Origin of the sequence: Streptomyces reniochalinae, assembly GCF_003323735.1 — a bacterium.
GTDB classification, from domain to species: Bacteria; Actinomycetota; Actinomycetes; order Streptomycetales; family Streptomycetaceae; genus Streptomyces; species Streptomyces reniochalinae.
In genome coordinates this window covers 100,046-120,692 of sequence record NZ_QOIM01000040.1, presented here as the reverse complement: position 1 = coordinate 120,692, position 20,647 = coordinate 100,046, and the positions used below count along the sequence as shown (strand labels likewise).

Genomic DNA, 20,647 nt, shown 5'->3' with positions numbered 1-20,647 from the left:
GGCCCGTCCGGTCACGGTTTGCGGCCGACCACGCCGAACTCGGCGACCTCCCGTTCGCTCACGTCCGCCGGCTGTTCGGGCCGCCACTGCGAGCAGGGCACGATGCCCGGCTCCAGCATCTGAAGACCTTCGAAGAAGTCCGCGATCTGGGCGCTGTCGCGGCCGGTGATCGGCGGCTTCGCGTTCTCGTTCCAGAACCGCATCATCGCGGCGCCGCCCTCGCCACCGATCTCCAGGGTGGGGTGGGTGAGGACGAGGTAGCTGCCGGAGGGCACGGCGTCCATGATCCGCCGCACGATGCCCTTCGCCGTGTCCGTGTCCAGGACGAAGTTGAGTATGCCGAGCATCATCACGGCCACCGGACGGTCGAAGTCCAGGGTGCGGGCGGCACCTTGCACAATCGCCTCCGGCTCGTGCGCGTCCGCGTCGATGTAGTCGGTGGCGCCCTCTGGAGAGCCGGTGAGCAGGGCGCGGGCGTGCACGAGGACGGTGGGGTCGTTGTCGACGTACACGATCCGTGACTCGGGCGCGATGCGCTGGGCGACCTCGTGCGTGTTGTCGACGGTGGGCAGCCCGGTCCCGATGTCGAGGAACTGCCGGATCCCCGCCGTCTCGGTCAGGTGGGTGACGGCGCGGCGGAGGAACGCACGGTCGGCGCGGGCCGCTTCGACGATGGTGGGGAACATGCTCAGCACGTGGTCGCCGATCTCCTTGTCGACGGGGTAGTAGTTCTTGCCGCCGAGCCAGTAGTTCCACACCCTGGCGTTGTGGGCCACCGTGGTCGCCCGTTCGCCGACGCCACTCGACGGGCTGTTGTGCTCACTCACTCCGCTGTCCCTTCGTCGTCCCACTGTCACGGGAGCCTACGCCCGGCCCGTGAGAGGCGAACCCAAGGGTGGGGCGGCCGTGTTGGCTGCGGGCAGCGGCGCGGCGTCGGTCCTGGGCGCGGGGCCTACGCCCCCGCGGCGAGCAGTCCGGTCACCAGCCGGTGGGCGTAGGTTGGGGTGAGCCCGTCGGGGCGGAAGAGGATGCGGTACATCATGGGGGCGACGACGCGGTCGATGACCGTCTCGACGTCGGGGGCCGGCTCGCCGCGGCCGGCCGCGCGGGTGAGGACGACGTCGATCTGTTCGGCCGCGTAGGCCGAACACTGGCCGCCGTTGCCGCCGTCCGGGTCGCCGAGCAGCGCGTCCCTGATGTAGGCGCGGCCCGGCGGGGAGGACATCTCGTCGAGGAACTCCTCCGCCCAGGCCGTCAGGTCGGCTGACAGGTTTCCCAGGTCGTCCGGCGGCGTCTCAGGGCGCAGCCGTTCGACCGCCACGTCCGAGAGCAGTTCCTTCAGGTCGCCCCAGCGGCGGTAGACCGTCGAGGGGGTGACTCCGGCGCGCGTGGCGACCTGAGGCACGGTCAGCGCGTCCCGGCCCACCTCCGCCACCAGTTCGCGGACGGCGGTGTGCACGGCTTCCTGCACCCGGGCGCTGCGTCCACCGGGGCGCACCATCGGTCGACGGCTCATGACCCCCACCTTAATGCAAAATCCTTGCTTCTAGCGGATCCGGGGGCCGCCCCGCACCGCGAGCGAGCGGCGGCGGAGCGGGGCGCCGGTCGTGGCACGCCGTCTCATGCCGCCCTGGCGAGCTCGTGCGCGGGCCGGGTCGCCTCGTAGGCGTGGCCCGTCCGCAGGAGGAGCGGCTCACCGAGCGGCCGCCCGATGAGCTGCATGCCGACCGGCAGGCCGTCCGCGGCGTGCCCCACGGGGAGCGTGAGCGCCGGCATCCCGGTGAGGTTGGCGGGGGCGCACAGGCGCACGTAGGCGTCGGAGACGGCCTCGGTGGTGCCGTCCGGCCAGGTGACGGCCTCCTCGTCGACGGGGGTCGCGGTCGTCGGGACGGTCGGCGCCGCGACCAGGTCCACCTCCTCCAGCAGCTGCTCCCATGCCTGCCGCATCAGCGTCCGGGCCCGCTGGGCGCGCAGGTAGTCACCGGCGCCCATCAGCGCGCCCGCTTCGAGGAGGACGCGGACGTCGGCGCCGTACAGGTCGGGCGCGGCGCGCAGGGTGCGTTCGTGGTAGGCGGTGGCCTCCGGGACCATCAGGCCCCACTGCGCCGCCTGGACGTAGCGCGCCATGGGGGTGTCGACCTCGACGAGCCGCGCACCCAGAGCCTCCAGGTGGGCGAGCGCGCGTCGGACAGCCGCCTCCACCTGCCCGTCGACGCGGTCGAAGTAGTAGTCGCGCGCCACTCCTACGCGCAGCCCCGTAAGGTCCGGCGGGTTCGAGCGGCCGGTCGGATGCTGCGGGTTCGTACCGGGGTCGGGAAGGGCGGGCAGGGAGGCGGGGTCGCCCGCGTCGGGGCCTGTCAGGGCCGCCAGTACCAGGCCCGCGTCCTCCACGGTGCGGGTGACGGGGCCGACGTGGTCCAGTGACCAGGACAGCGACGTCACCCCGGTGCGGGGCACGAGCCCGTAGGTGGGCTTGAGCCCGACGACGCCGTTGAGCGCGGCCGGCACCCGGATCGATCCGCCGGTGTCCGTGCCCAGGGCGAAGGTCGCGGAACCCGCAGCCACGGCGACGGCGGAGCCGCCGCTGGATCCGCCGGCGACACGGCCCCGGTTCCAGGCGTTGCGGGTCTGGGGCGTGGTCAGCCCGTAGGCGAACTCGTGGGTGTGGGTCTTGCCGACGAGGACGGCGCCGGCCGCCGCCAGACGTGCGGCGACCGCGCTGTCGGACTCCGCACGGTGTCCGGTCCGTACCCGCGAGCCGGCCTCGGTGGGCACGCCGGCCACGTCGATCAGGTCCTTCACGCCCATGGGCACCCCGTGCAGCGGTCCCCGCAGGCGGCCGGCGGCGATCTCCCGCTCGGCCTCGTGCGCGATGCCCAGCGCCCGTTCGGCCGTGACCGTGGCGTAGGCGCCGACCAGTGGTTCCGTACGGTCGAGGCGGTCGAGCACCGCCTCGGTCAGTTCGACCGGGGAGAGCCGCCGCGTCCGTATGGCCTCCGCGGCGGCGGCCAGGGAGAGTTCATGCGCGCGCACAGTGCCGCTGCCCTCCTCGCACGTCTTCCGGCACGCGGTAGGTGGGTGCGGGAGGCGTGTCGGCGAAGTCGATCTCGTGGAGGACCGAGACGACGGAGTGGATGTACTGGGCGGTGGCCGCGACCTCGGCGTGGCGGTCCGCGTCGAGCGGCAGCCCGGAGCGGTCGGCCCAGCGGGCCGCCTCCTGGGGGGTGAGCGCGTCGGTGGGCATGGAGGCCCCTTCCCTGTCCCTCGGACAACCCTTAAAGCGAATACTTTGCATTAGAGGACTGTAGAGCGTACGGTGAATAAACGCAAAGGTTTTGCGTTTGAGGGAGAACACTCACGGGAGAAGGGGAACCCCACCATGGCCACCGACGCGCTCACCCCACCGGCCGACAGCGCCGGCACCCCGCCCACCGCTCCCGCGTGGAGCGTCGGTGACGTCACCGTCCACCGGATCGACGAGGTGTCACTGCCTTCTGCCACCGGGCCCTGGCTGCTGCCGGACGCCACCGCGGACGTCGTCACCCGGCACGGATGGCTGCACCCCGACTTCGCCGACGACGCGGGCGTCCTGCACCTGGACAGCCACAGCTTCGCGCTCACCGCGGGCGGCCTCCGCGTTCTCGTCGACACCGGCATCGGCAACGGCAAGCAGCGCGCCAACCCCGCGTGGCACGACCTGCGCACCGACTACCCGCAACGCCTCGCCGGCGCCGGCTTCGCCCCCGACTCGGTGGACCTGGTCGTCCTCACCCACCTGCACACCGACCACGTCGGCTGGAACACCCGGGCACGGGAAGACGGCAGCTGGACCCCCACCTTCCCCCACGCCCGCTATCTGGTCTACCGCGCCGAGCGGGAGTTCTGGGCCGGATACGCCATGGACGAGCCGCGGCGGCAGATGTTCCGCGACTCAGTGCACCCGGTCGAGCAGGCGGGGCTCCTCGACCTCGTCGACGTCCCCGCGGAAGGCACCGAAGTCGCCCCCGGGATCCGCCTGCTGCCCGCGCCGGGACACACACCCGGACACGTGGCCGTGGAGGTGAGCAGCCGCGGCGAGACGGCGCTGATCACCGGGGACGCCGTCCACCACCCCGTGCAGTTCGCGCACCCGGACCTCGGCAGCCGCGTCGACATCGACCCGCGGCAGGCCGAGGCCACACGCCGTTCCCTGCTCGCCGCGTCAGCGGCCTCGGGCGGCCTCCTCCTGGGCACCCACTTCCCCCCGCCCACCGGCGGCCGCGTGCGGGCGCACGGTGACACCTACCGGCTGGAGCCCCTCGCCCCGGCGCCCGGGGCACGGCGCGAGCGGACGTCGGACACGGCCACCGGAAGCCCTGTGCGGCGGGAGGTGTCACAGGCTTCGGCGACGTAGAGGGCCTCGAGGGCTTCGGCGGCCGGGCACGGGTTGGCGGCGCGCCCGGCGGCGACGTCCACGAAGGCGGCCAGTTCGGCGACGTAGGCGTCGTGGAAACGCTCCAGGAACGTGGCGTAGGGGGTGCCACGCTCCCCTGCCGGGCCCGGCACCACCGCGTTCGGCACGCTGTGTGCCGGCTCTGCCGTGGGCAGCGGGGCGCGGTCGTCCAGGCCGACGATCCGGGTGTCCCGCGAGCCGCACACCTCCAGGCGGACGTCGTATCCCGCGCCGTTGTAGCGGGTGGCGGTGACGGTGGCGAGGGTCTCGTCGTCGAAGCGGAGCAGCGCCGCGCAGGTGTCCACGTCGTCGGCCGCGGCGAAGAAGTCCTCCCCCTTGTTGGCACCCGCAGCGAAGACGGACACCACCTCGCGCCCCGTGACCCAGCGCAGGATGTCGAAGTCGTGGATGCCGCAGTCCCGGAAGAGACCGCCGGAGGTGGGGACGTAGGAGGCGGGCGGCGGCGCCATGTCGCTGGTGCAGGCCCGCAGGGTGTGCACCCAGCCCAGCTCGCCCGTCCGCAGCGCCTGCCGGGCGGCCAGGTAGCCGGCGTCGAAGCGGCGCTGGAAGCCGATCTGTACGGGGACGGCGCCGGACGCGGCCCGCTCGACGACGGCGACGGTGCCCGGCACGTCCGGGGCGACGGGCTTCTCGCAGAACACCGGCACGCCGTGGTCGAGGGCCTGGTGGAGCAGCGTCGCGTGGGCGCTCGTGGCTGCCGTGATCACCACACCGTCGGGCCCCTCGGCGTACAGCTCCTCCAGGCTGTCCGCGGCCTCCACCTCCAGCGAGGCGGCCAGCGCCCGCGCGCGTCCCGCGTCCACGTCGGCGACCGTGACCCGGCCGACGCCCGCGAGGGACCTGAGAGTCGCCGCGTGGAAGGCCCCGACGCGTCCGGTTCCGATGAGGCCGAGCTTCATGTCAGGCTCCGCAGGAGCGCAGGAAGCGGCGCGTGCGGTCGGCGATGGGGAAGGGCTGGTCCGCAGGGCAGGGGTACATGTCCTGCTCGACGATCGCGAACAGGTCGACCCCCAGCTCCTGCGCCGCGTGCAGCACGGGCGGCAGTTCGGGCACACCGCGCGGTGGCTCGCACATCACGCCCTGCCGCACGGCCGGTCCGAAGGGCGTGCCGTTGGCGTGGACGTCTTCCAGGATCCGCGGGTCGACCTGCTTGAGGTGCAGATAGCCGATGCGCTCCCCGTAGGTCCTGATGAGCTTGACGCTGTCGCCGCCGCAGTAGGCGTAGTGGCCGGTGTCCAGGCAGAGCCGGACCAGGTCGGGGTCGGTGGCGTCCAGGAGCCGGGTGACGTTCTCCTCGGTGTCGATGTGGGTGTCGGCATGCGGGTGGACGACGATGTCGAGGCCGTACTCCTCGCGGACCTGCCGGGCCAGCCGTTCCATGCCGGTGGCCTGGTGGCGCCACTGCTCGACGGTCAGCTCGCGCGGCTCCAGCTCCCGCGCGGTCTTGTCGTCCCGCCAGAAGGAGGGGATGACGACGAGGTGGGTGGCGTCCATCGCGCGGGCCAGCGCGGCCACCTGCGCGACGTGCGCCCAGGTGGCGTCCCAGACGGCCGGGCCGTGGTGCAGCGAGGTGAAGACCGTGCCGGCCGAGACCCGCAGGCCGCGCCGGGCGGTCTCCTCCCGCAGGACGTCCGGATCCGTCGGCAGATAGCCGTAAGGCCCCAGTTCGATCCACTCGTACCCGGCCTCGGCGACCTCGTCCAGGAAACGCCGCCAGTGGACCTGCTGTTCGTCCTCGGGGAACCAGACGCCCCAGGAGTCGGGCGCCGACCCGACGCGGAGCCGGTCGAGAACGGGGGCGCCCGTACGCGGTGCGGACATGGCTGGGGTCTCCTCCCCCCGGTCCGCGGTGACCGGGCAGTCGCGGCGTCGACGATGTCGTCGGCTCAGCCTGCGGCGCCGCGGCGAGCGCTGTCAAGGCTTCGTCCTGACATAAGGACTTAAGGACTTTCTCGAAAGCACGTGCGGTGACGGAAACGGTCACAGGGGCGGCCGGAGAGCAGCCGGGACAGGGCGTCCCCCCAGTTCGGAGTAGCCGCAAACAGCGGGCGGCGCGCACCTGTCGGTGCCCGGGCAGGGCAAGCATGTCGGTGCGCGGGCGGGGCAGGGCAGAGGGGCCGGCCGGCGCGGAGCCTGCGGCGCGGCGAGCGGGGTCCGGTCGGGCGGAGTCAAGTGAGCCTCGGGGGCGGGCGGTTCCGCTGCGGGCCGGAGCCGGGTCGTACCCGGCCGGCGCCGCGGTGGCCGCCGCGGTTGCCGCCTCCCCTCAGGCCGACGAGGCGAACCGCAGCGGGTCGTACGGCCCCGTGTCGATGCCCGGTTCACGACCGAGCGCCAGCCGGGCGGCGACAGCGCCCGCGAACGGTCCCGCCGTCAGACCTCCGGAGCCCAGCCCGTTGGCGACCACCAGTTCGGGGGCGCCCGGGGTACCGGAAACCGTGCCCACCACCGGCTGCCCGTCCGGGGTCGTGGGGCGGAAGCCCACCCGGGTCTCCAGGTGGGTGGCCCTGGCGAGCCCCGGCGCCACGGCCATTGCCGCTTCGAGCACCTCCGCGAGGCCCGCAGCGGTGACACGGTGGTCGAAGCCGGTGCCGCTCTCCCGGGTGGCGCCGACGACGACACGCGAGTCGTCGAAGGTCAGCAGGTAGTGCCCGGTGCCGGGCAGGACGACGGGCCAGTGCGCGGTGTCGGTGCCGGAGAGCCCCAGATGGACGATCTGGCCCCGCTGCGGCACGACGGGCACGCGCACGCCGAAAGGTTCCAGGAGCGCGGGCGACCAGGAGCCCGCCGCCGCCACCACCGTGTCGGCCTCCAGCACCTCGCCGTCCACCCGCACCCCCCGCACCCGGGCGCCGCGGGCCTCGACGCGGGCGGTACCGCCGACGACGCGCAGCCCGTGCCGCTCGGCCGCCGAGACCAGCGCGCTCCGCAGCCGACGGCCGTCGAGCCGCGCCGCGCCGGAGAGGTGCAGAACGTCTTTTGCGAAGGCGTGGCGGTGACGGGCGGCTCCCAGGGCGTGGCCCCCGGGCCGGTCACCGTGGGTCTGTGCGGGTGCGAGCGCGGGGAACATCCGGTGGGCGTCGGACGCGCCCACCACGCGGACCTCGCCCGCGTGCGGGTCCGCCGCGGCACGCGCTGACACCCTCTCGCGCACCTGTGCCGCCTCGCTCCCGTCCGCGGGCAGCAGGACGAGCGCGCCGACCCGGCGGTAGCCGACGTCGTCCTGCCCGTCCTCGGCGAGGGCTTCGAGCAGGTCGGGGTAGTACCCGGCACCGGCCACGGCGAGCGGCTCCGCCACGCGCCCCGACCACGGGCAGATGATGCCGGCACCCGCCGACGTGGCGCGTCCCTCGTGCGCCGCGTCCACCAGTACGGTCTCGACGCCCGCGCGCGCCAGTTCGTAGGCGGCGGCCGCACCGACGATCCCCGCTCCGACAACGACGATCCGCACGCCGCCTCCTCCGCTCGGCCCCGCTCGGCCCCACGCCCAGCCTGCTCAGGTCCGTGCCCGGCCCTGCTCGGCCCCGCGCCCGGCCCTGGTCGGGCCCAGCTCACCACCCTGCCCGAACGCCCGTCAACGCCCCTCTGTGCGGGGAACCTCACCGCTCGGCCGAGGAGGACGCGACCGCGCGGGGCGAGGCCCTCGTTCCTCGTCGGCCCGTCGGACGGCCCTCAAGGCGCCTCGTGGCCGGACCGTCCCCCGACGCGGGGCAGTGACCGGTCGAGTGCGCGCAGCACAGCGGCGGCGGCGAGTTGCGACGCGGCGACGCCCAGCACGAGGGTCGCGGGCGGCAGGTGGGCGAGGAGGCCGACGAGGGCGGAGCCCGCCGCCGCGCTCGTCAGCTTCAGACCGGCGCCCAGGGTGAAGACCTGGGTGCGTGCGCCGTCGGGAGCGTGCTCCGCGCGCAGCCGCAAGGTGGCCGTCAACAGCGGCCCGTCGCCCAGCCCCGCCAGGGCGAACAGCGCGACGGTCAGCGGAAAGGCGGGGGCCAGGGCGGCACCCGCCAGCGCGAGCGCGGTCGCGCACAGGCTGCCCAGGGCGAGCCGTCCGGCCTCGGGCGCACGGCGCCACCTGGCCAGGCCCAGCGAGCCCACCAGCCCGCCCACCGCGAACGCGGTCATCAGGACACCGCCGCCCCCGCCGGCCTGGCCGCTTGTTCCGGAATCCGCGGCGTTCCCGGCGTCCCCCGCGAGCAGTACGGCCGCGACGGGCAGCCCGCCGATTCCGAGGAAGGCGACGCAGGTCGCCACGGTGAGCGCACGCAGCGGCGGAACCGACCAGCAGGCGCGCACCCCGGCGGTGAGCCGGACGCGCAGTGCACCGGCCGGGCGCGCGGGGCCCGCGTCCGCTCCGGGTGACCGTGCGGGGCGCGGCAGCGTGGTGGCGGCCAGCAGGGTCGCGCAGCCGGCGGAGGCGACCAGCACAGCGGTGCCCGGCCCGGCGGAGGAGACGGCGACGGTGGTGCTCACGGCAGCGGGGGCGGTGACGGCGGCGGCGTTGTAGCTCGCGGCGTCGAGCGCGTAGGCGCGGGAAAGGGCGCGGCCCTCGGGCACGAGCGAGACCAGGAGGCTGGAGAGCCCCCCGGTGACGACGGGGCCGGCGCAGCCGCCGAGCACCGCGGCGGCCACGGGGAGCCACACCGGCGCACGCCCCACCGTCAGGCCCAGTACGGCGATGGCCGCGCCGAAGACGGCGAGCGCGCCGCCGTGGAAGAGCCGGGGCCTGCGCGCCCGTTCGGCCAGAGCGCCCGCCACCGGAGCGGCCACCGCGTGCGGTGCCAGCCACGCGGTGAGGACGTAGGCGCCCAGTGCGGGGCTGCCGGTGCGTTCGAGCGCGAGGAGGGCGAGTGCGACGGCGACGCCTTCGTCCGCGAGCCGCGCCAGGAAGGCCGTCGCCAGATACGCCTTCACCGCTCCTCCTCACGGGCTCACTCCTGCGCGAGCTGCCGCCTGCACGGACCCATGTCCGGACGGGACCACGCGCCTGCGCGGGCCCATGCCTGGGCGGGACCACGCGTGCGCGGGCTCATGCCTGGACGGGCACCAACGTAACGCCTCACACCTATAATGCGTTACATGAGCGACAGCACGAGTGTGCACGGGAGCGGCGGGCTCGCGGGTGGGTTCCGGCCGGGCGAGCGGCTGATCGATCTGGCGAACGCGGTCCGGGACGAGCCCGAGGCGCCCCGGGACGTGCTGGCCGCCGTGCTCGCCCGGCACGGCGAGACGGAGCGCGATCTGGCGAGCCTCACCACTCGCGAGGCGACAGCCCTGCGCCGCGCCGTCTCTCAGCTGACCGACCGCGTCCTCACCGAGACCGACACCGACCGCGCGGCGACCGCGCTCAACTCCCTGCTGGCGCGCTGCGGTGCCAGGCCGCGGCTGAGCCGGCACGACGGTCACGCCTGGCACCTGCACGTCGACCGGGACGACGAGGCGAGCTGGGCCGAGTGGTTCACCGCGTCGGCTGCGCTCGCGCTGGCCAGGATGGTGAGCGAGCAGGGCGGCATCGCGTGGGGAGAGTGCGCGGCTTCCGGCTGCCGCAGGCTCTTCCTCGGCGGCGGCCCCGGGGCCCCGCGCCGCTACTGCTCCCGTACGTGCGCGACCCGCACCCGCGTGGCGGCCCACCGGCGGCGCCGTGCGCGACCGTGACGGCACACGGAAAGCCGCACATGACGGTGTGACGGTGCACGGAAAGCCGCACACCGCGACGGTGTACGGACAGCGGGGTGGCGGGCCGTCGCGGTGCGGGTCAGGGCAGCACGGCGATGCCGTCGAGTTCGATGGCGGCGTCCTCGTCCCACAGCCGTACCGCCCCGATGACGGCCATCGCCGGGTAGTCGCGCCCGGCCAGCTCGTGCCAGATCCGGCCCAGGTGTGCGGCGTGGTGACGGTAGGCGGCCACGTCGGTGGTGTAGACGGTGACACGCGCCAGGTCGGCCGGCTCACCCCCGCACGCGTCCAGAGCGGCCAGCAGGTTGGTGAGGGCGATCCTGAACTGGTCGGGGAACGCGGTGGCGGCGACCCGGCCTTCCCCGTCCAGGGCCGTCTGGCCCGCGAGGAAGACCAGCCGGGTGCCGGCGCGGGCCGTCACCGCGTGGGAGAAGCCCCGAGGCGGGGAGAGTTCCGCCGGATTGACGCGGGTCACCGCCGTCCGGGGAACGGCGCTCTCGTGGCTGTCGTCCACGGACTCCCGGGCGCCGGTCGGGAACTCGTGGCTGCCGGTCGTGGTCTCCTGGCTGCCGCTCATGTGGGCGACTCCTTCGTGTGCGGCCGGCCGGTGCGCGGCGGGCGTGTCCTGTACAGCTCCTTGGCGATCAGCGAACGCTGCACCTCGCTGGCCCCCTCGTAGATGCGGGGTGCGCGCACCTCCCGGTAGAGGTGTTCGAGGAGGTGGCCGCGCTGGAGCGCTGCCGCGCCGTGGATCTGGACGGCGGTGTCCACCACGTACTGGGCGGTCTCCGTCGCCATCAGTTTGGCCATGGCCGCGCGCCTGGCGACGTCTGCGCCCGTGCCGGTGCTCGCGTCGTACGCACCGGCTGCGGCGTACACCAGCAGCCGTGCCGCCTCGGTGCGGGTCGCCATCTCCGCCAACTGGTGGGAGACGGACTGGAGGTCACGCAGGACACCGCCGAAGGCGGGCCGCTCGGCGGCGTGCTGGAGGGAGGCGTCCAGCGCGGCCTGCGCCATGCCGACGGCGAACGCGCCGACGCTGGGGCGGAAGAGGTTGAGGGTGCGCATGGCCACGGAGAAGCCCTGCCCCGGCGCGCCGAGCAGGTCGGCGCCCGTGACGGGCACGGCGTCGAAGGTGAGAGTGCCCAGCGCGTGCGGGGCGAGCATGTCCAAAGGTTCGCCCGTCAGGCCCGGCCGGTCGGCGGGGACGAGGAAGGCGCTCACCCCGCGCGAGCCCGGGCCCTCTCCCGTGCGGGCGAAGACGGTGTAGAAGTCGGCCTCGGGGGCGTTGGAGATCCACGTCTTGCGTCCGCTCAACCGCCACCGCCTCGCAGCGTGTTCTCCGCCGCCACCGCCGCCACCTCCCGGCCCCGCCCCCGACTCGGGCTCGGGCTCGGCGCGCAGGGCGAGCGCCGCCGCGTCGCTGCCCGCACCGGGCTCGCTCAGCGCGAACGCCGCGACCGCGCGCCCGGCCGCCACCTCGGGCAGCCAGCGCGCGCGCTGCTCGGGGGTGCCCACGTCGGCGACGGGCCCCGCGCCGAGCCCCTGGAGAGCGAGCGCGGTCTCCGCCTGCGGGCAGGAGTAGGCCAGCGCCTCACGCAGCAGGCACAGGTCGAGCGCGCTGACGCGCTCTTCGGACCGCGCGCCGGGGACGGCGTGGCCGAGCAGCCCCAGTTCGCCCAGCTCGCGCAGCAGGGGCCGGTTGACGCGCCCGGGGTCGCCGGACTCGGCGTGCGGGCGCAGCCGCTCGCTGCCGAGGGCGCGCAACCGCGCGCTCCACTCCCGCTGTTCACGGCTGAGCGCGAACGCCGAGGGGGAAGCGGGCGGTGGCGGGGCGGCGGTGGCGGACGGCAAGGCGGAAGCGGACGGGGGCTCGGACAGGGACGGGCGCGTGGACGGCGTGGCCCCGACCGGCGGCGGCTCGGTGGTGGACATGGCGGCTCCCCTCGGCGTCGGGCCCCGGCGCGGGACCTTCTCCCCGCGCCGCCCGCCCTCTTGTCTATCGCGGACCATTGACTGCCGTCACCATCGCGTTACGCTCAACGCCACTCGTCACCACCGGCCCCGCGGCCGGTGCCGCGTCGGCGCCGCCGCCTCCCGAGCCGCCCGCGAGGGGGTAGATCGGTCATGCGTCCGACTCCGTCAACGCCCGTCGCCACCGCCCACGTCGACACCTTCGCCCGGGACCACCTGCCACCACCCGGCCAGTGGCCCGACCTCCTGCTGGACGACCCCGCCCTCGACTACCCCGACCGCCTCAACTGCGGCGAGGAGTTGCTGGACCGTACCATCGCGCGGCTGGGGTCCGACCGCCCCGCCGTCCACGCCGGCGGTGTGCCCTCCCCCACCGGCGAGAGATCCCCGCGCCGCACCTGGATCTACGGTGAACTGCGCGCGCTCGTCGACCGGTTGGCGCACGTACTGCGGGACGAGATGGGTGTGGTGCCCGGCAACCGGGTGCTGCTGCGCGGACCGACGAGCCCGTATCTGGCCGCCTGCTGGCTGGCGGTGATGAAGGCGGGGGCGGTCGCCGTCACCGTGCTCGCGGCGCAGCGGGCACGGGAGCTGGCCACCATCTGCCGCCTCGCCCGCGTCTCGCACGCACTGTGCGACGCGCGGTCGGCGGACGAGCTGGCGAAAGCCGAGGCCCCCGGCCTGCGCACGTGGCTGTTCGGCACGGGGGAGGCCACCGACGTGCTGCGGCTCGCCGCGGGCAAGCCCGACCGGTTCCAAGCGGTGGCCACGGCCGCCGACGACGTGGCGCTGATCGCCTTCACCTCCGGCACCACCGGCGTCCCCAAGGGCTGTGCGCACTTTCACCGCGACGTGCTGGCCGTCGCCGACACCTTCGCCGCGCGGGTGCTGCGCCCGCGCCCCGACGACGTCTTCGCGGGGACGCCGCCGCTGGGCTTCACCTTCGGCCTCGGTGGTCTGGTGATCTTTCCGCTGCGCGTAGGCGCCTCGACACTGCTGGAGGAGTTCAAGGGCGCCGCGCAGACGCTGGAGATGGTCGAACAGCACCGGATATCGGTGCTGTTCACCGCACCGACCGCCTACCGCGCCATGCTGGCGCGGCCGGCCGATCCCGACCGGGGCGAGGCGCACGCCCTCTCGTCGCTGCGCCGCTGTGTCTCCGCCGGGGAGCATCTGCCCGCCGCCACCTGGCAGGCGTGGCACGCCCGCACGGGCCTGCGGATCATCGACGGCATCGGCGCCACGGAGATGCTGCACATCTTCCTCTCGGCGGCGGACGAGGCGATCCGGCCCGGGTGCACGGGCGTCCCCGTGCCCGGTTTCGAGGCGCGGATCGTCGCGGAGGGCCCGGACGGCGCGCTGGTGCCCGTGCCGGACGGCACCCCGGGCCTGCTGGCCGTGCGCGGGCCGGTCGGCTGCCGCTACCTGGCGGACGAGCGGCAGCGCGCTTATGTGCGAGAGGGCTGGAACCTGACGGGTGACACCTACGTACGGGAGCGGGACGGCTACTTCCGCTACGTCGCCCGCGCCGACGACATGATCATCTCGGCCGGGTACAACATCGCGGGGCCCGAGGTCGAGGAGGTGCTGCTGGGCCATCCGGACGTGCGGGAGGCGGCCGTGGTGGGGCGCCCCGACGCGCGGCGGGGGCAGATCGCGGTGGCGCACGTGGTCCTGGCGCCCGGTGTGCCGGCGGACGAGGCGACGGCCGAGCGGCTGCGGCAGCACTCGCTGGCCCGGGGAGCCCCGTACAAATGTCCTCGCGAATTCGTGTTCACCGCGGGCCTTCCGCGCACACCCACGGGCAAGCTCCAGCGCTTCCGGCTGCGCGAGCACACGACGGGCTCCGCGGGAGACGGGCCGCCCGGGGTGCGCCGCGCGCCCCGGCCGCCGCACGAGCCAGGCCAGGCGCCCGGTCCGGGCGGCTCAGCCGCGGATCTAGAGTGACCGCGTGGTACAGAAAGCGTTCGAACAGTTCGACACGGCACCTCGCAGTCCGGAGACCCCGCAGCCGAGCAAGCCGTCTCCCGGTTCCCTCATCCTCACCTTCTACGGCGCCTACGGGCGCGAGCTCAACGAGTCGGGAACGGTACCCGTCGCCGCCCTCATCCGGGTGTTGCAGACCGTGGGCGTGGACGCGCCCTCGGTGCGCTCGGCCGTCTCCCGCCTCAAACGGCGCGGCCTGCTGACCCCCGACCGGCCCGGCAGCAAGTCCGCCGGATACCGGCCCTCCCCCGCCGCCGCGCAGCTCCTCGCGGACGGCGACCGGCGCATCCACACCCGCCCCGAACCCGACGGCTCCTGGCTGCTGGCGGTCTTCTCCGTGCCGGAGAGCGAACGCGACAGGCGGCACGTCCTGCGCTCCCGGCTGGCCAGGCTGGGCTTCGGCAACGCCGCCCCCGGCGTCTGGATCGCGCCCTCCCACCTGGAGGAGGAGACCCGCCACGCCCTCGACCGCCTCGGCCTCGCGCCCTACGTGGACCTTTTCAGGGGCGAGCACGCCGGGTTCACGCCGACCGCGCGCTCCGTGGCCCGCTGGTGGGACCTGGAAGAGCTCGCCGAGCGTCACCGGGCGTTCCTGACCGTGCACGAGCCGGTGCTGCGGCGCTGGTCGCGGCGGACCCGCACGCCCGCGGAGGCCGCCTACCGCGACTACCTGCCCGCCCTGGACGCCTGGCGGCGTCTGCCGTACGCGGACCCGGGCCTGCCGCCGGCGCTGCTTCCGAAGCGGTGGCCTGGTGAGCGCGCCGCGAAGGTGTTCTTCGCCTTGCACACCGCGCTGCGGGACGCGGGCCTCGCGTACGTACAAGACGCCTACGCCCACGCCCGCGACCGCTGAGCCGCCTCGGGGGGCGCCCGGGGGAAGGCGCTCGGACGCGGACTAGCGGCGCCGCCGGCCGTCGCCGTGCCGCTGCCCCGGGCGCTCGGGGGGCGGTTCGCTCTCCTCCTTCGGGGGCTCGTCCCACCAGCGGTCGTCGGGCTCCCTGCGGTTCCCGACGATCGCGGCGACGGGCGGGATGACCATGGCGACCACGCACATCCCGATCGCCGCGGGCACCGACCAGAGCCGCACGAAGGCCCAGGCGCTGACGAACAGCACCAGACAGACCGCCATCAGCGCGAAGTAGCGCCGCCGCCTTCGTGCGTACATGTCTCCACGGTACGGCGGACCGGGCCGTCCGTCAGGCGGGGACGTGCGCGCACCGGGCAGGGGTCGGGGGCGCCGGGAGGGGCCTCGTTCACAGCGCGAGGCGCGGCTTGGGCGCGTCGGTACGGCCCGTGGGGGGACGGCGGCTGCCCGCGCGGTACGGCTCCGGCCAGGGCGCCCCCGGCCCGGTGTAGCCCTGCTCGGCCGCCGCGTGCAGCGTCCAGTGGGGGTCGTACAGGTGCGGCCTGGCCAGTGCGCACAGGTCGGCGCGGCCCGCCAGGACGAGCGAGTTGACGTCGTCCCACGAGGAGACGGCGCCGACGGCGATGACGGGGACGCCCAGCGCGTTGCGGATGCGCTCGGCGTAGGGGGTCTGGTAGGAGCGGCCGAAGTCGGGGCGTTCGTGGGCGACGACCTGCCCGGTGGACACGTCGACGGCGTCCGCGCCGTGCTCGGCGAAGGCGGCGGCGATCCGGACCGCGTCCTCGCCCGTGGTGCCGCCCTCGGCCCAGTCGGTCGCGGAGATGCGCACCGTCATGGGACGGTCGGCGGGCCAGACCTCGCGCACCGCGTCGAACACCTCCAGGGGGTAGCGCAGCCTGGCGGTCAGTGTGCCGCCTAAGGCGTCGGTGCGCCGGTTGGTCAGCGGGGAGAGGAACCCGGACAGCAGATAGCCGTGCGCGCAGTGCAGCTCCAGCAGATCGAACCCCGCCCGTGCGGCGCGGCTCGCCGCCGCGACGAACTGGTCGCGCACCGCTGCCAGCTGCACCGGGGTGAGCGCCTGCGGAATCTGGCTGACCCCTGGGCGGTACGGCAGCGGGGAGGGCGCGACCAGCGGCCAGTTGCCCTCGGGCAGTGGTTCGTCGATCCCTTCCCACATCAGTTTCGTGGATCCCTTGCGGCCCGCGTGGCCGAGCTGGACGCCGATGGCGGCCGTCGGCGACCTGGCGTGCACGAACGCGGTGACACGGCGCCAGGCGTCCTCCTGCGCGTCGTTCCACAGCCCCGCGCATCCGGGTGTGATGCGCCCGCGCGCGGAGACGCACACCATCTCCGTCATGACCAGTCCCGCCCCGCCCAGCGCCCGCGCGCCCAGGTGGACGAGGTGGAAGTCGCCGGGCACACCGTCCTGGGAGCTGTACATGTCCATCGGGGAGACGACGACACGGTTGCGCAGGGTCAGCCCGCGCAGCCTGAAGGGCGTGAACATCGGTGGCGTGCCCTCGGGCACGCCCGCCTCGCGTTCGGCCGCCGCGACGAAGGCGGCGTCGCGCAGCCGCAGGTTGTCGTGGGTGACACGGCGGCTGCGCGTGAGCAGGTTGAAGGCGAACCTGTACGGCGGCTGCCCGGTGTGGTCGGCCAGCTCCTCGAACCAGGTCAGGCTCGCCCTCGCCGCCCGCTGCGTGGACCGCACGACCGGCTGCCGCTCGGCCTCGTACGCGGCCAGCGCCGTCGGCAGGTCGGGCTGCTCGCGCAGGCAGGCGGCGAGGGCGAGCGCGTCCTCCACGGCGAGCTTGGTGCCCGAGCCGATGGAGAAGTGCGCGGTGTGCGCCGCGTCGCCGAGCAGCACGACATGGCCGCCGGCGGCGCTCCGGTGCCACCAGCGCTCGTTGACGACGGTACGGAAGGCGGTCCACTGCGAGTTGTTGCCGCGCAGCGGCCGCCCGCCCAGGGTCTGGGGGAAGAGCCGCGCGCAGGCCGCCGCCGAGGCGCGCTCGTCCAGTTCGTCGAAGCCGGCGGCCCGCCACACCTCCTCCCGGGTCTCGACGACGGCCGTGGAGGCGTCCGCCGAGTACGGGTAGGCGTGCAGCTGCACCACCCCGTGTTCGGTCTCGGCGATCTCGAAGCGGAAGGCGTCGAGTGCGAAGTCGGCGGCCAGCCATATGTAGCGGCAGCGGTGAGGGGTGACGGTGGGCCCGAACACGTCGGCGTGCGCGGCACGGGTGGCGCTGTGGACGCCGTCGGCGGCGACGACGAGGTCGCAGGAGCGTGCCAGCTCGGCGGCCGGCGGCGCCTCGGTGGAGAAGCGCAGCCCGACGCCCAGCCGGCGGCACCTGTCGTGCAGCACGGACAGCAGGGTGCGGCGGCTCAGCGCGGCGAAGCCGTGCCCTGCTGAGCTGAGGGTGCGGCCGCGGTGGGCGACCTCGATCGCGTCCCAGCGGACCATGTGGGCACGCAGGGTGGCGAACACGTCCGGATCGGCGTTCTCGACGCCGCCGACGGTCTCGTCGGAGAGGACGACGCCGAACCCGTACGTGTCCTGCGGCGCGCCCCGTTCGTAGACGGTGATCTCCCGCGCCGGGTCGAGGCGCTTGAGCAGCAGTGCGGCGTACAGCCCGCCGGGCCCGCCGCCGATGACGGCCACCCGGAGGGCCCGGTCTCCGGGTGGGCGGGTGGCCCTGTGCCCCGGAGCGGTTCCGGGCGGGGCGGTTCCGGGCGGCGGTGTGGCCGGCGCGGTCACCGGCGGCTCACCGTCCCGGCCGGGCGGGCGGCTCACCGTCCCCGCCAGACGGGCGGCCGCTTGGCGGTGAAGGCGGCGTGGAACTCCTTGTAGTCCTCACCGTGCATCAGCAGCGCCTGTGTGGCGGCGTCCAGTTCGACCGCGCCGGCGAGCGGAAGGTCGAGTTCGGCGGTGAGCAGCGCCTTGGTCTGCGCGTGGGCCAGAGCGGGACCGTCCGCCAGACGCCGGGCCAGATCCCTGGCGGCCCGCTGGGTCTCGCCCTCGTCCACGACCTGGCTCAGCAGTCCGATGCGCTCGGCCTCCGGTGCCCGCACCGGCTCGCCCAGCATCAGGATGCGCGTCGCATGGCCGAGGCCGACGACGCGGGGCAGCAGATAGGCGGCGCCCATGTCGCCTCCGGAGAGACCGACCTTGGTGAACAGGAAGGCGAACCGCGCCGTCGGGTCGGCGACCCGGAAGTCGGCGGCGAGCGCGAGCACCGCACCCGCGCCCGCGGCGACCCCGTGCACGGCGGCCACCACGGGGAAGGGCGCCTCCCGGACCGCCCGCACCACCTGTCCCGTCATCCGGTTGAAGTCCAGCAGCCGGGCGGTGTCCATACCGAGAGTGGCGCCGATGATCTCGTCCACGTCACCGCCCGAGCAGAAGCCGCGCCCCTCCCCCGCCAGCACCAGCGCCCGCGGGCGCTCCCGGTGCGAGAGCTCCGCGAGCAGGTCGCGCAGATCCGCGTACGCCTCGAACGTCAAGGCGTTCAGCTTCGCGGGCCGCGCCAGCGTGACGGTGGTGACCCCGTCCTCCTCGCGCACTTCCAGATGCCGCCAGGGGGCGGTGCGTTGAGCGGAACCGGTGAACGGGCTCATACGGGCCTCCGTCGCTCCGTCGGCGAACGCGCCCGGGTGGGCACCCGGGCCACCACGCGCCGAACGTATCATCGGTCGGTGACCACCGTCACGAGTGCGCGATAGACGTGCCCTGCCGGACCCCCTTGCGGGAAGCTGGAGTTCACCGGATCGGGCGAAGCCCGCTGCGCGGGAACGGTTCGCCGCGCGGCCGGCTGCGTACGGTCGGCCGTATGGCAACCACGGCACCGGAGCGCCGCACGGCCCCCACGGCGGCGGCACAGCGCGCCGGACAGGACGCGCAGCCCCCAGGACCCCGACCAGGCGGGCAGGACGCACAAGCCGTGCGGGCACCGGTGGTCACCGCGCTGCACCTGTCCGCGTTCCGGGCGCTGCGGGCGCTGACCGTCCCGCTGGAGCCGCTGACCGTGGTGACGGGCCCAGGCGGGAGCGGCAGGACCAGCGTGGTCCAGGGCTACGAGGCCCTGGCCCGGCTCGCGGCGGGAGCCGCGCTGGACGACGTCTTCGCAGCCGGAAGCGGCGGGCCCTCCCCGTACGTGCCGCAGGCCGCACGCCCCGACCAGCAGGGCCGTCGCGGCTTCCGGCTCGGCTGCGCCGTGGCGGGGCCCGCGGGGCTGCTGCGGTTCGACGTCGCCGTGCAGGCGGAACCGGAACTGCGCGTGGTCGGCGAGCGGTTGACCGACGCACACGGCACCACACTGCTGGCGACCGCCTTGCGGGACCCGGCGCGGCGCGCGGTGGAGGCCACCTGCCGTGCGGCGGGAGCGGCCCGCGCGCTGCGCACCCCCTTCCCCGACGACCGGCTGGCCCTCCCCCTGCTGCCCCTGCGCATGGCGGGCACGACGAGGGCCGAGCGGGCACTGCTCCAGGCCGCCGAACAGGTCGTCGTCGCACTGCGGTCGGCCTTCGGCTGCGATCCGGTACCGGCGCGGATGCGCAAGCCGGTCCCGGTGCGGGACGGGATGCTGCGCGGTGACTGCGCCAACCTCGCCGACGTGCTGCGCCGTACGCGCGCGGAGTGCGCCACCCGGCACGCGGCGCTCCTGGCGGCGGTACGCGACGGCTGCACGGGCGCGGTGAACGACCTGCGCGCCGAGGAGTGCGGTCCCGGCCTGGTACGGGCCGTACTGGAACGCGAGCGCGCGGGCACCGTCACCCCTGTGGCGTGGCTGGGCGACGGCGAACTGCGCTTCCTGGCCCTGGCACTGGTGCTGCTGACGGGCCCAGGCGTGCTGTCGGTGGACACGGTGGACGAGGTGCCTGCCGCCCGGCGGGCGATGGCGGTGCTGGCGGACGGCCTCGATGGCGGGCTGGACGAGCGCCGGACGGCCGCGCTGCTGGCGCTGGCGGGCCGGATGTGCGAGCGGGGCCACGTGCGGCTGCTGGCGACGGGGCCGCAGGGCGGCCTCCTGGCACGGGAGGCCGCGCGGAGGGAGGAAGTGTGCCTGGTAGACCTTGGGGCGTGAACGAGACGCACGGCGACACGCACGACGACACGTATGGCAACAGCGAGGACGAAGGCCGGGACGGGGCGCGCGGTGGCTCCGGCGCGCCCCGGAGTGGCGGCGCGAGCGGGGGCGGGGGTGCACGCGGGAACCTGGCCGCATACGGAGACCGCGGCGCGCCCTCGGACGGCGGCGCGTCCGCAGCGGCGGAGGCCCGCAGCGTGACCGGGCTCCAGCAGCGCCTGGCGCGGTTCGCGGCGGAACGGGACTGGGGGCAGTACCACACGCCGAAGAACCTGGCGGCCGCGCTGAGCGTCGAGGCGGCCGAACTGGTGGAGATCTTCCAGTGGTTGACCCCGGAGCAGTCGGCGCGGGTGATGGCCGAGAGCGGTTCCGCTGCACGGGTGGAGGACGAGGTCGCCGATGTGCTCGCGTACCTCCTCCAGTTCTGCCATGTGGTGGGGGTCGATCCCCTCGCGGCGCTGGAAGCGAAGATCGAGAGGAACGAAAGGCGTTTCCCGAGGCCCGGAACCGGTCACTCTATGGAGTGACGGAGTTATCCACACGAGCCTTTTTATCCACAAAAACCCGAAACCCCCTGGCGGAGCTGGCCATTGACAGTCACGCTGGGTAGCG

Annotated in this window: 19 protein-coding genes; 6 read left to right on the top strand and 13 right to left on the bottom strand. The window is 74.7% G+C overall.

The annotated features are described in order from the left end of the window. Positions 1 to 11 precede the first annotated feature (11 nt). From DQ392_RS22415 to DQ392_RS22400, 4 genes are all read right to left on the bottom strand, one after another. A complete protein-coding gene (locus DQ392_RS22415) occupies positions 12 to 827 on the bottom strand; it encodes an SAM-dependent methyltransferase (protein ID WP_114017490.1) in 816 nt (271 codons plus the stop codon). A 125-nt stretch (positions 828 to 952) separates the two neighbouring features. Next, the gene (locus DQ392_RS22410; protein WP_114017489.1) at positions 953 to 1,516 is read right to left on the bottom strand and encodes a TetR/AcrR family transcriptional regulator; all 564 of its coding nucleotides are present in this window, start codon (positions 1,514 to 1,516) and stop codon (positions 953 to 955) included. A gap of 104 nt (positions 1,517 to 1,620) precedes the next feature. After that, positions 1,621 to 3,033 carry an amidase gene (locus tag DQ392_RS22405; RefSeq protein ID WP_114017488.1) on the bottom strand — a complete coding sequence of 471 codons (1,413 nt, stop codon included), beginning with the start codon at positions 3,031 to 3,033 and terminating at the stop codon, positions 1,621 to 1,623. Beyond that, entirely contained in the window at positions 3,020 to 3,244 is a 225-nt protein-coding gene (locus DQ392_RS22400; protein ID WP_114017487.1) for a hypothetical protein, read from the bottom strand. Before DQ392_RS22400 ends, DQ392_RS22405 begins: the two co-directional genes overlap by 14 nt. 135 nt (positions 3,245 to 3,379) lie before the next feature. Here DQ392_RS22400 and DQ392_RS22395 point away from each other — a divergent pair, with 135 nt between their 5' ends. Then, positions 3,380 to 4,393: an MBL fold metallo-hydrolase gene (locus DQ392_RS22395; RefSeq protein WP_114017486.1), complete on the top strand. Its 1,014-nt coding sequence runs from the start codon at positions 3,380 to 3,382 to the stop codon at positions 4,391 to 4,393. Here DQ392_RS22395 and DQ392_RS22390 read toward each other — a convergent pair. The 4 genes from DQ392_RS22390 to DQ392_RS22375 form a co-directional block, all read right to left on the bottom strand. Continuing rightward, a complete protein-coding gene (locus DQ392_RS22390) occupies positions 4,282 to 5,352 on the bottom strand; it encodes a Gfo/Idh/MocA family protein (RefSeq protein ID WP_114017485.1) in 1,071 nt (356 codons plus the stop codon). The genes DQ392_RS22395 and DQ392_RS22390 overlap by 112 nt on opposite strands. A gap of 1 nt (position 5,353) precedes the next feature. Beyond that, positions 5,354 to 6,274, bottom strand: a complete 921-nt coding sequence (locus DQ392_RS22385) for a sugar phosphate isomerase/epimerase family protein (RefSeq protein ID WP_114017484.1) — start codon at positions 6,272 to 6,274, stop codon at positions 5,354 to 5,356. A 442-nt stretch (positions 6,275 to 6,716) separates the two neighbouring features. Then, a complete protein-coding gene (locus DQ392_RS22380; protein ID WP_114017483.1) occupies positions 6,717 to 7,901 on the bottom strand; it encodes an NAD(P)/FAD-dependent oxidoreductase in 1,185 nt (394 codons plus the stop codon). A gap of 221 nt (positions 7,902 to 8,122) precedes the next feature. Then, on the bottom strand, positions 8,123 to 9,361 hold the full coding sequence (locus DQ392_RS22375; RefSeq protein ID WP_114017482.1) for an MFS transporter: 1,239 nt from the start codon (positions 9,359 to 9,361) through the stop codon (positions 8,123 to 8,125). 156 nt (positions 9,362 to 9,517) lie between these two features. On the opposite strand from DQ392_RS22375, the gene DQ392_RS22370 reads away from it, so the two are divergent. Next, positions 9,518 to 10,102, top strand: a complete 585-nt coding sequence (locus DQ392_RS22370) for a CGNR zinc finger domain-containing protein (RefSeq protein ID WP_114017481.1) — start codon at positions 9,518 to 9,520, stop codon at positions 10,100 to 10,102. 100 nt (positions 10,103 to 10,202) lie between these two features. On the opposite strand, the gene DQ392_RS22365 is transcribed toward DQ392_RS22370, so the two are convergent. Together DQ392_RS22365 and DQ392_RS22360 are read right to left on the bottom strand one after the other, a co-directional pair. After that, the gene (locus tag DQ392_RS22365; protein ID WP_114017480.1) at positions 10,203 to 10,700 is read right to left on the bottom strand and encodes a RidA family protein; all 498 of its coding nucleotides are present in this window, start codon (positions 10,698 to 10,700) and stop codon (positions 10,203 to 10,205) included. Then, positions 10,697 to 12,058 (bottom strand): acyl-CoA dehydrogenase family protein, encoded by a 1,362-nt coding sequence (locus tag DQ392_RS22360; RefSeq protein WP_114017479.1) that lies wholly within the window; start codon positions 12,056 to 12,058, stop codon positions 10,697 to 10,699. The genes DQ392_RS22365 and DQ392_RS22360 overlap by 4 nt, the downstream gene beginning before the upstream one ends. 192 nt (positions 12,059 to 12,250) lie before the next feature. Between DQ392_RS22360 and DQ392_RS22355 the strand changes: the two genes are divergently transcribed. Both DQ392_RS22355 and DQ392_RS22350 read left to right on the top strand, forming a co-directional pair. Beyond that, positions 12,251 to 14,044, top strand: coding sequence for an AMP-binding protein (locus tag DQ392_RS22355; RefSeq protein WP_114017478.1), 1,794 nt, complete (start codon positions 12,251 to 12,253; stop codon positions 14,042 to 14,044). Positions 14,045 to 14,048: 4 nt separating this feature from the next. Continuing rightward, on the top strand, positions 14,049 to 14,936 hold the full coding sequence (locus DQ392_RS22350; protein ID WP_114017477.1) for a PaaX family transcriptional regulator: 888 nt from the start codon (positions 14,049 to 14,051) through the stop codon (positions 14,934 to 14,936). Positions 14,937 to 14,978: 42 nt separating this feature from the next. On the opposite strand, the gene DQ392_RS22345 is transcribed toward DQ392_RS22350, so the two are convergent. The 3 genes from DQ392_RS22345 to DQ392_RS22335 form a co-directional block, all read right to left on the bottom strand. Then, positions 14,979 to 15,248, bottom strand: coding sequence for a DUF3099 domain-containing protein (locus tag DQ392_RS22345; RefSeq protein WP_114017476.1), 270 nt, complete (start codon positions 15,246 to 15,248; stop codon positions 14,979 to 14,981). Between the two features lie 88 nt (positions 15,249 to 15,336). Continuing rightward, entirely contained in the window at positions 15,337 to 17,610 is a 2,274-nt protein-coding gene (locus DQ392_RS22340) for a bifunctional salicylyl-CoA 5-hydroxylase/oxidoreductase (protein WP_245981771.1), read from the bottom strand. A 128-nt stretch (positions 17,611 to 17,738) separates the two neighbouring features. Continuing rightward, the gene (locus tag DQ392_RS22335; protein WP_114017474.1) at positions 17,739 to 18,566 is read right to left on the bottom strand and encodes an enoyl-CoA hydratase family protein; all 828 of its coding nucleotides are present in this window, start codon (positions 18,564 to 18,566) and stop codon (positions 17,739 to 17,741) included. A 212-nt stretch (positions 18,567 to 18,778) separates the two neighbouring features. Between DQ392_RS22335 and DQ392_RS22330 the strand changes: the two genes are divergently transcribed. Both DQ392_RS22330 and DQ392_RS22325 read left to right on the top strand, forming a co-directional pair. Next, the gene (locus tag DQ392_RS22330; RefSeq protein ID WP_181856533.1) at positions 18,779 to 20,032 is read left to right on the top strand and encodes an AAA family ATPase; all 1,254 of its coding nucleotides are present in this window, start codon (positions 18,779 to 18,781) and stop codon (positions 20,030 to 20,032) included. A gap of 200 nt (positions 20,033 to 20,232) precedes the next feature. After that, positions 20,233 to 20,562, top strand: coding sequence for a nucleotide pyrophosphohydrolase (locus DQ392_RS22325; protein WP_114017732.1), 330 nt, complete (start codon positions 20,233 to 20,235; stop codon positions 20,560 to 20,562). Positions 20,563 to 20,647 lie beyond the last annotated feature (85 nt).

Excerpts from the sequence above, each read along its gene's own strand:
- DQ392_RS22365 (WP_114017480.1), bottom strand. The coding sequence starts at position 10,700 with ATGAGCGGCAGCCAGGAGACCACGACCGGCAGCCACGAGTTCCCGACC.
- DQ392_RS22385 (WP_114017484.1), bottom strand. The coding sequence starts at position 6,274 with ATGTCCGCACCGCGTACGGGCGCCCCCGTTCTCGACCGGCTCCGCGTC.
- DQ392_RS22335 (WP_114017474.1), bottom strand. The coding sequence starts at position 18,566 with ATGAGCCCGTTCACCGGTTCCGCTCAACGCACCGCCCCCTGGCGGCAT.
- DQ392_RS22345 (WP_114017476.1), bottom strand. The coding sequence starts at position 15,248 with ATGTACGCACGAAGGCGGCGGCGCTACTTCGCGCTGATGGCGGTCTGT.
- DQ392_RS22410 (WP_114017489.1), bottom strand. The coding sequence starts at position 1,516 with ATGAGCCGTCGACCGATGGTGCGCCCCGGTGGACGCAGCGCCCGGGTG.
- DQ392_RS22390 (WP_114017485.1), bottom strand. The coding sequence starts at position 5,352 with ATGAAGCTCGGCCTCATCGGAACCGGACGCGTCGGGGCCTTCCACGCG.
- DQ392_RS22355 (WP_114017478.1), top strand. The coding sequence starts at position 12,251 with ATGCGTCCGACTCCGTCAACGCCCGTCGCCACCGCCCACGTCGACACC.
- DQ392_RS22360 (WP_114017479.1), bottom strand. The coding sequence starts at position 12,058 with ATGTCCACCACCGAGCCGCCGCCGGTCGGGGCCACGCCGTCCACGCGC.
- DQ392_RS22370 (WP_114017481.1), top strand. The coding sequence starts at position 9,518 with ATGCGTTACATGAGCGACAGCACGAGTGTGCACGGGAGCGGCGGGCTC.
- DQ392_RS22400 (WP_114017487.1), bottom strand. The coding sequence starts at position 3,244 with ATGCCCACCGACGCGCTCACCCCCCAGGAGGCGGCCCGCTGGGCCGAC.
- DQ392_RS22395 (WP_114017486.1), top strand. The coding sequence starts at position 3,380 with ATGGCCACCGACGCGCTCACCCCACCGGCCGACAGCGCCGGCACCCCG.
- DQ392_RS22330 (WP_181856533.1), top strand. The coding sequence starts at position 18,779 with ATGGCAACCACGGCACCGGAGCGCCGCACGGCCCCCACGGCGGCGGCA.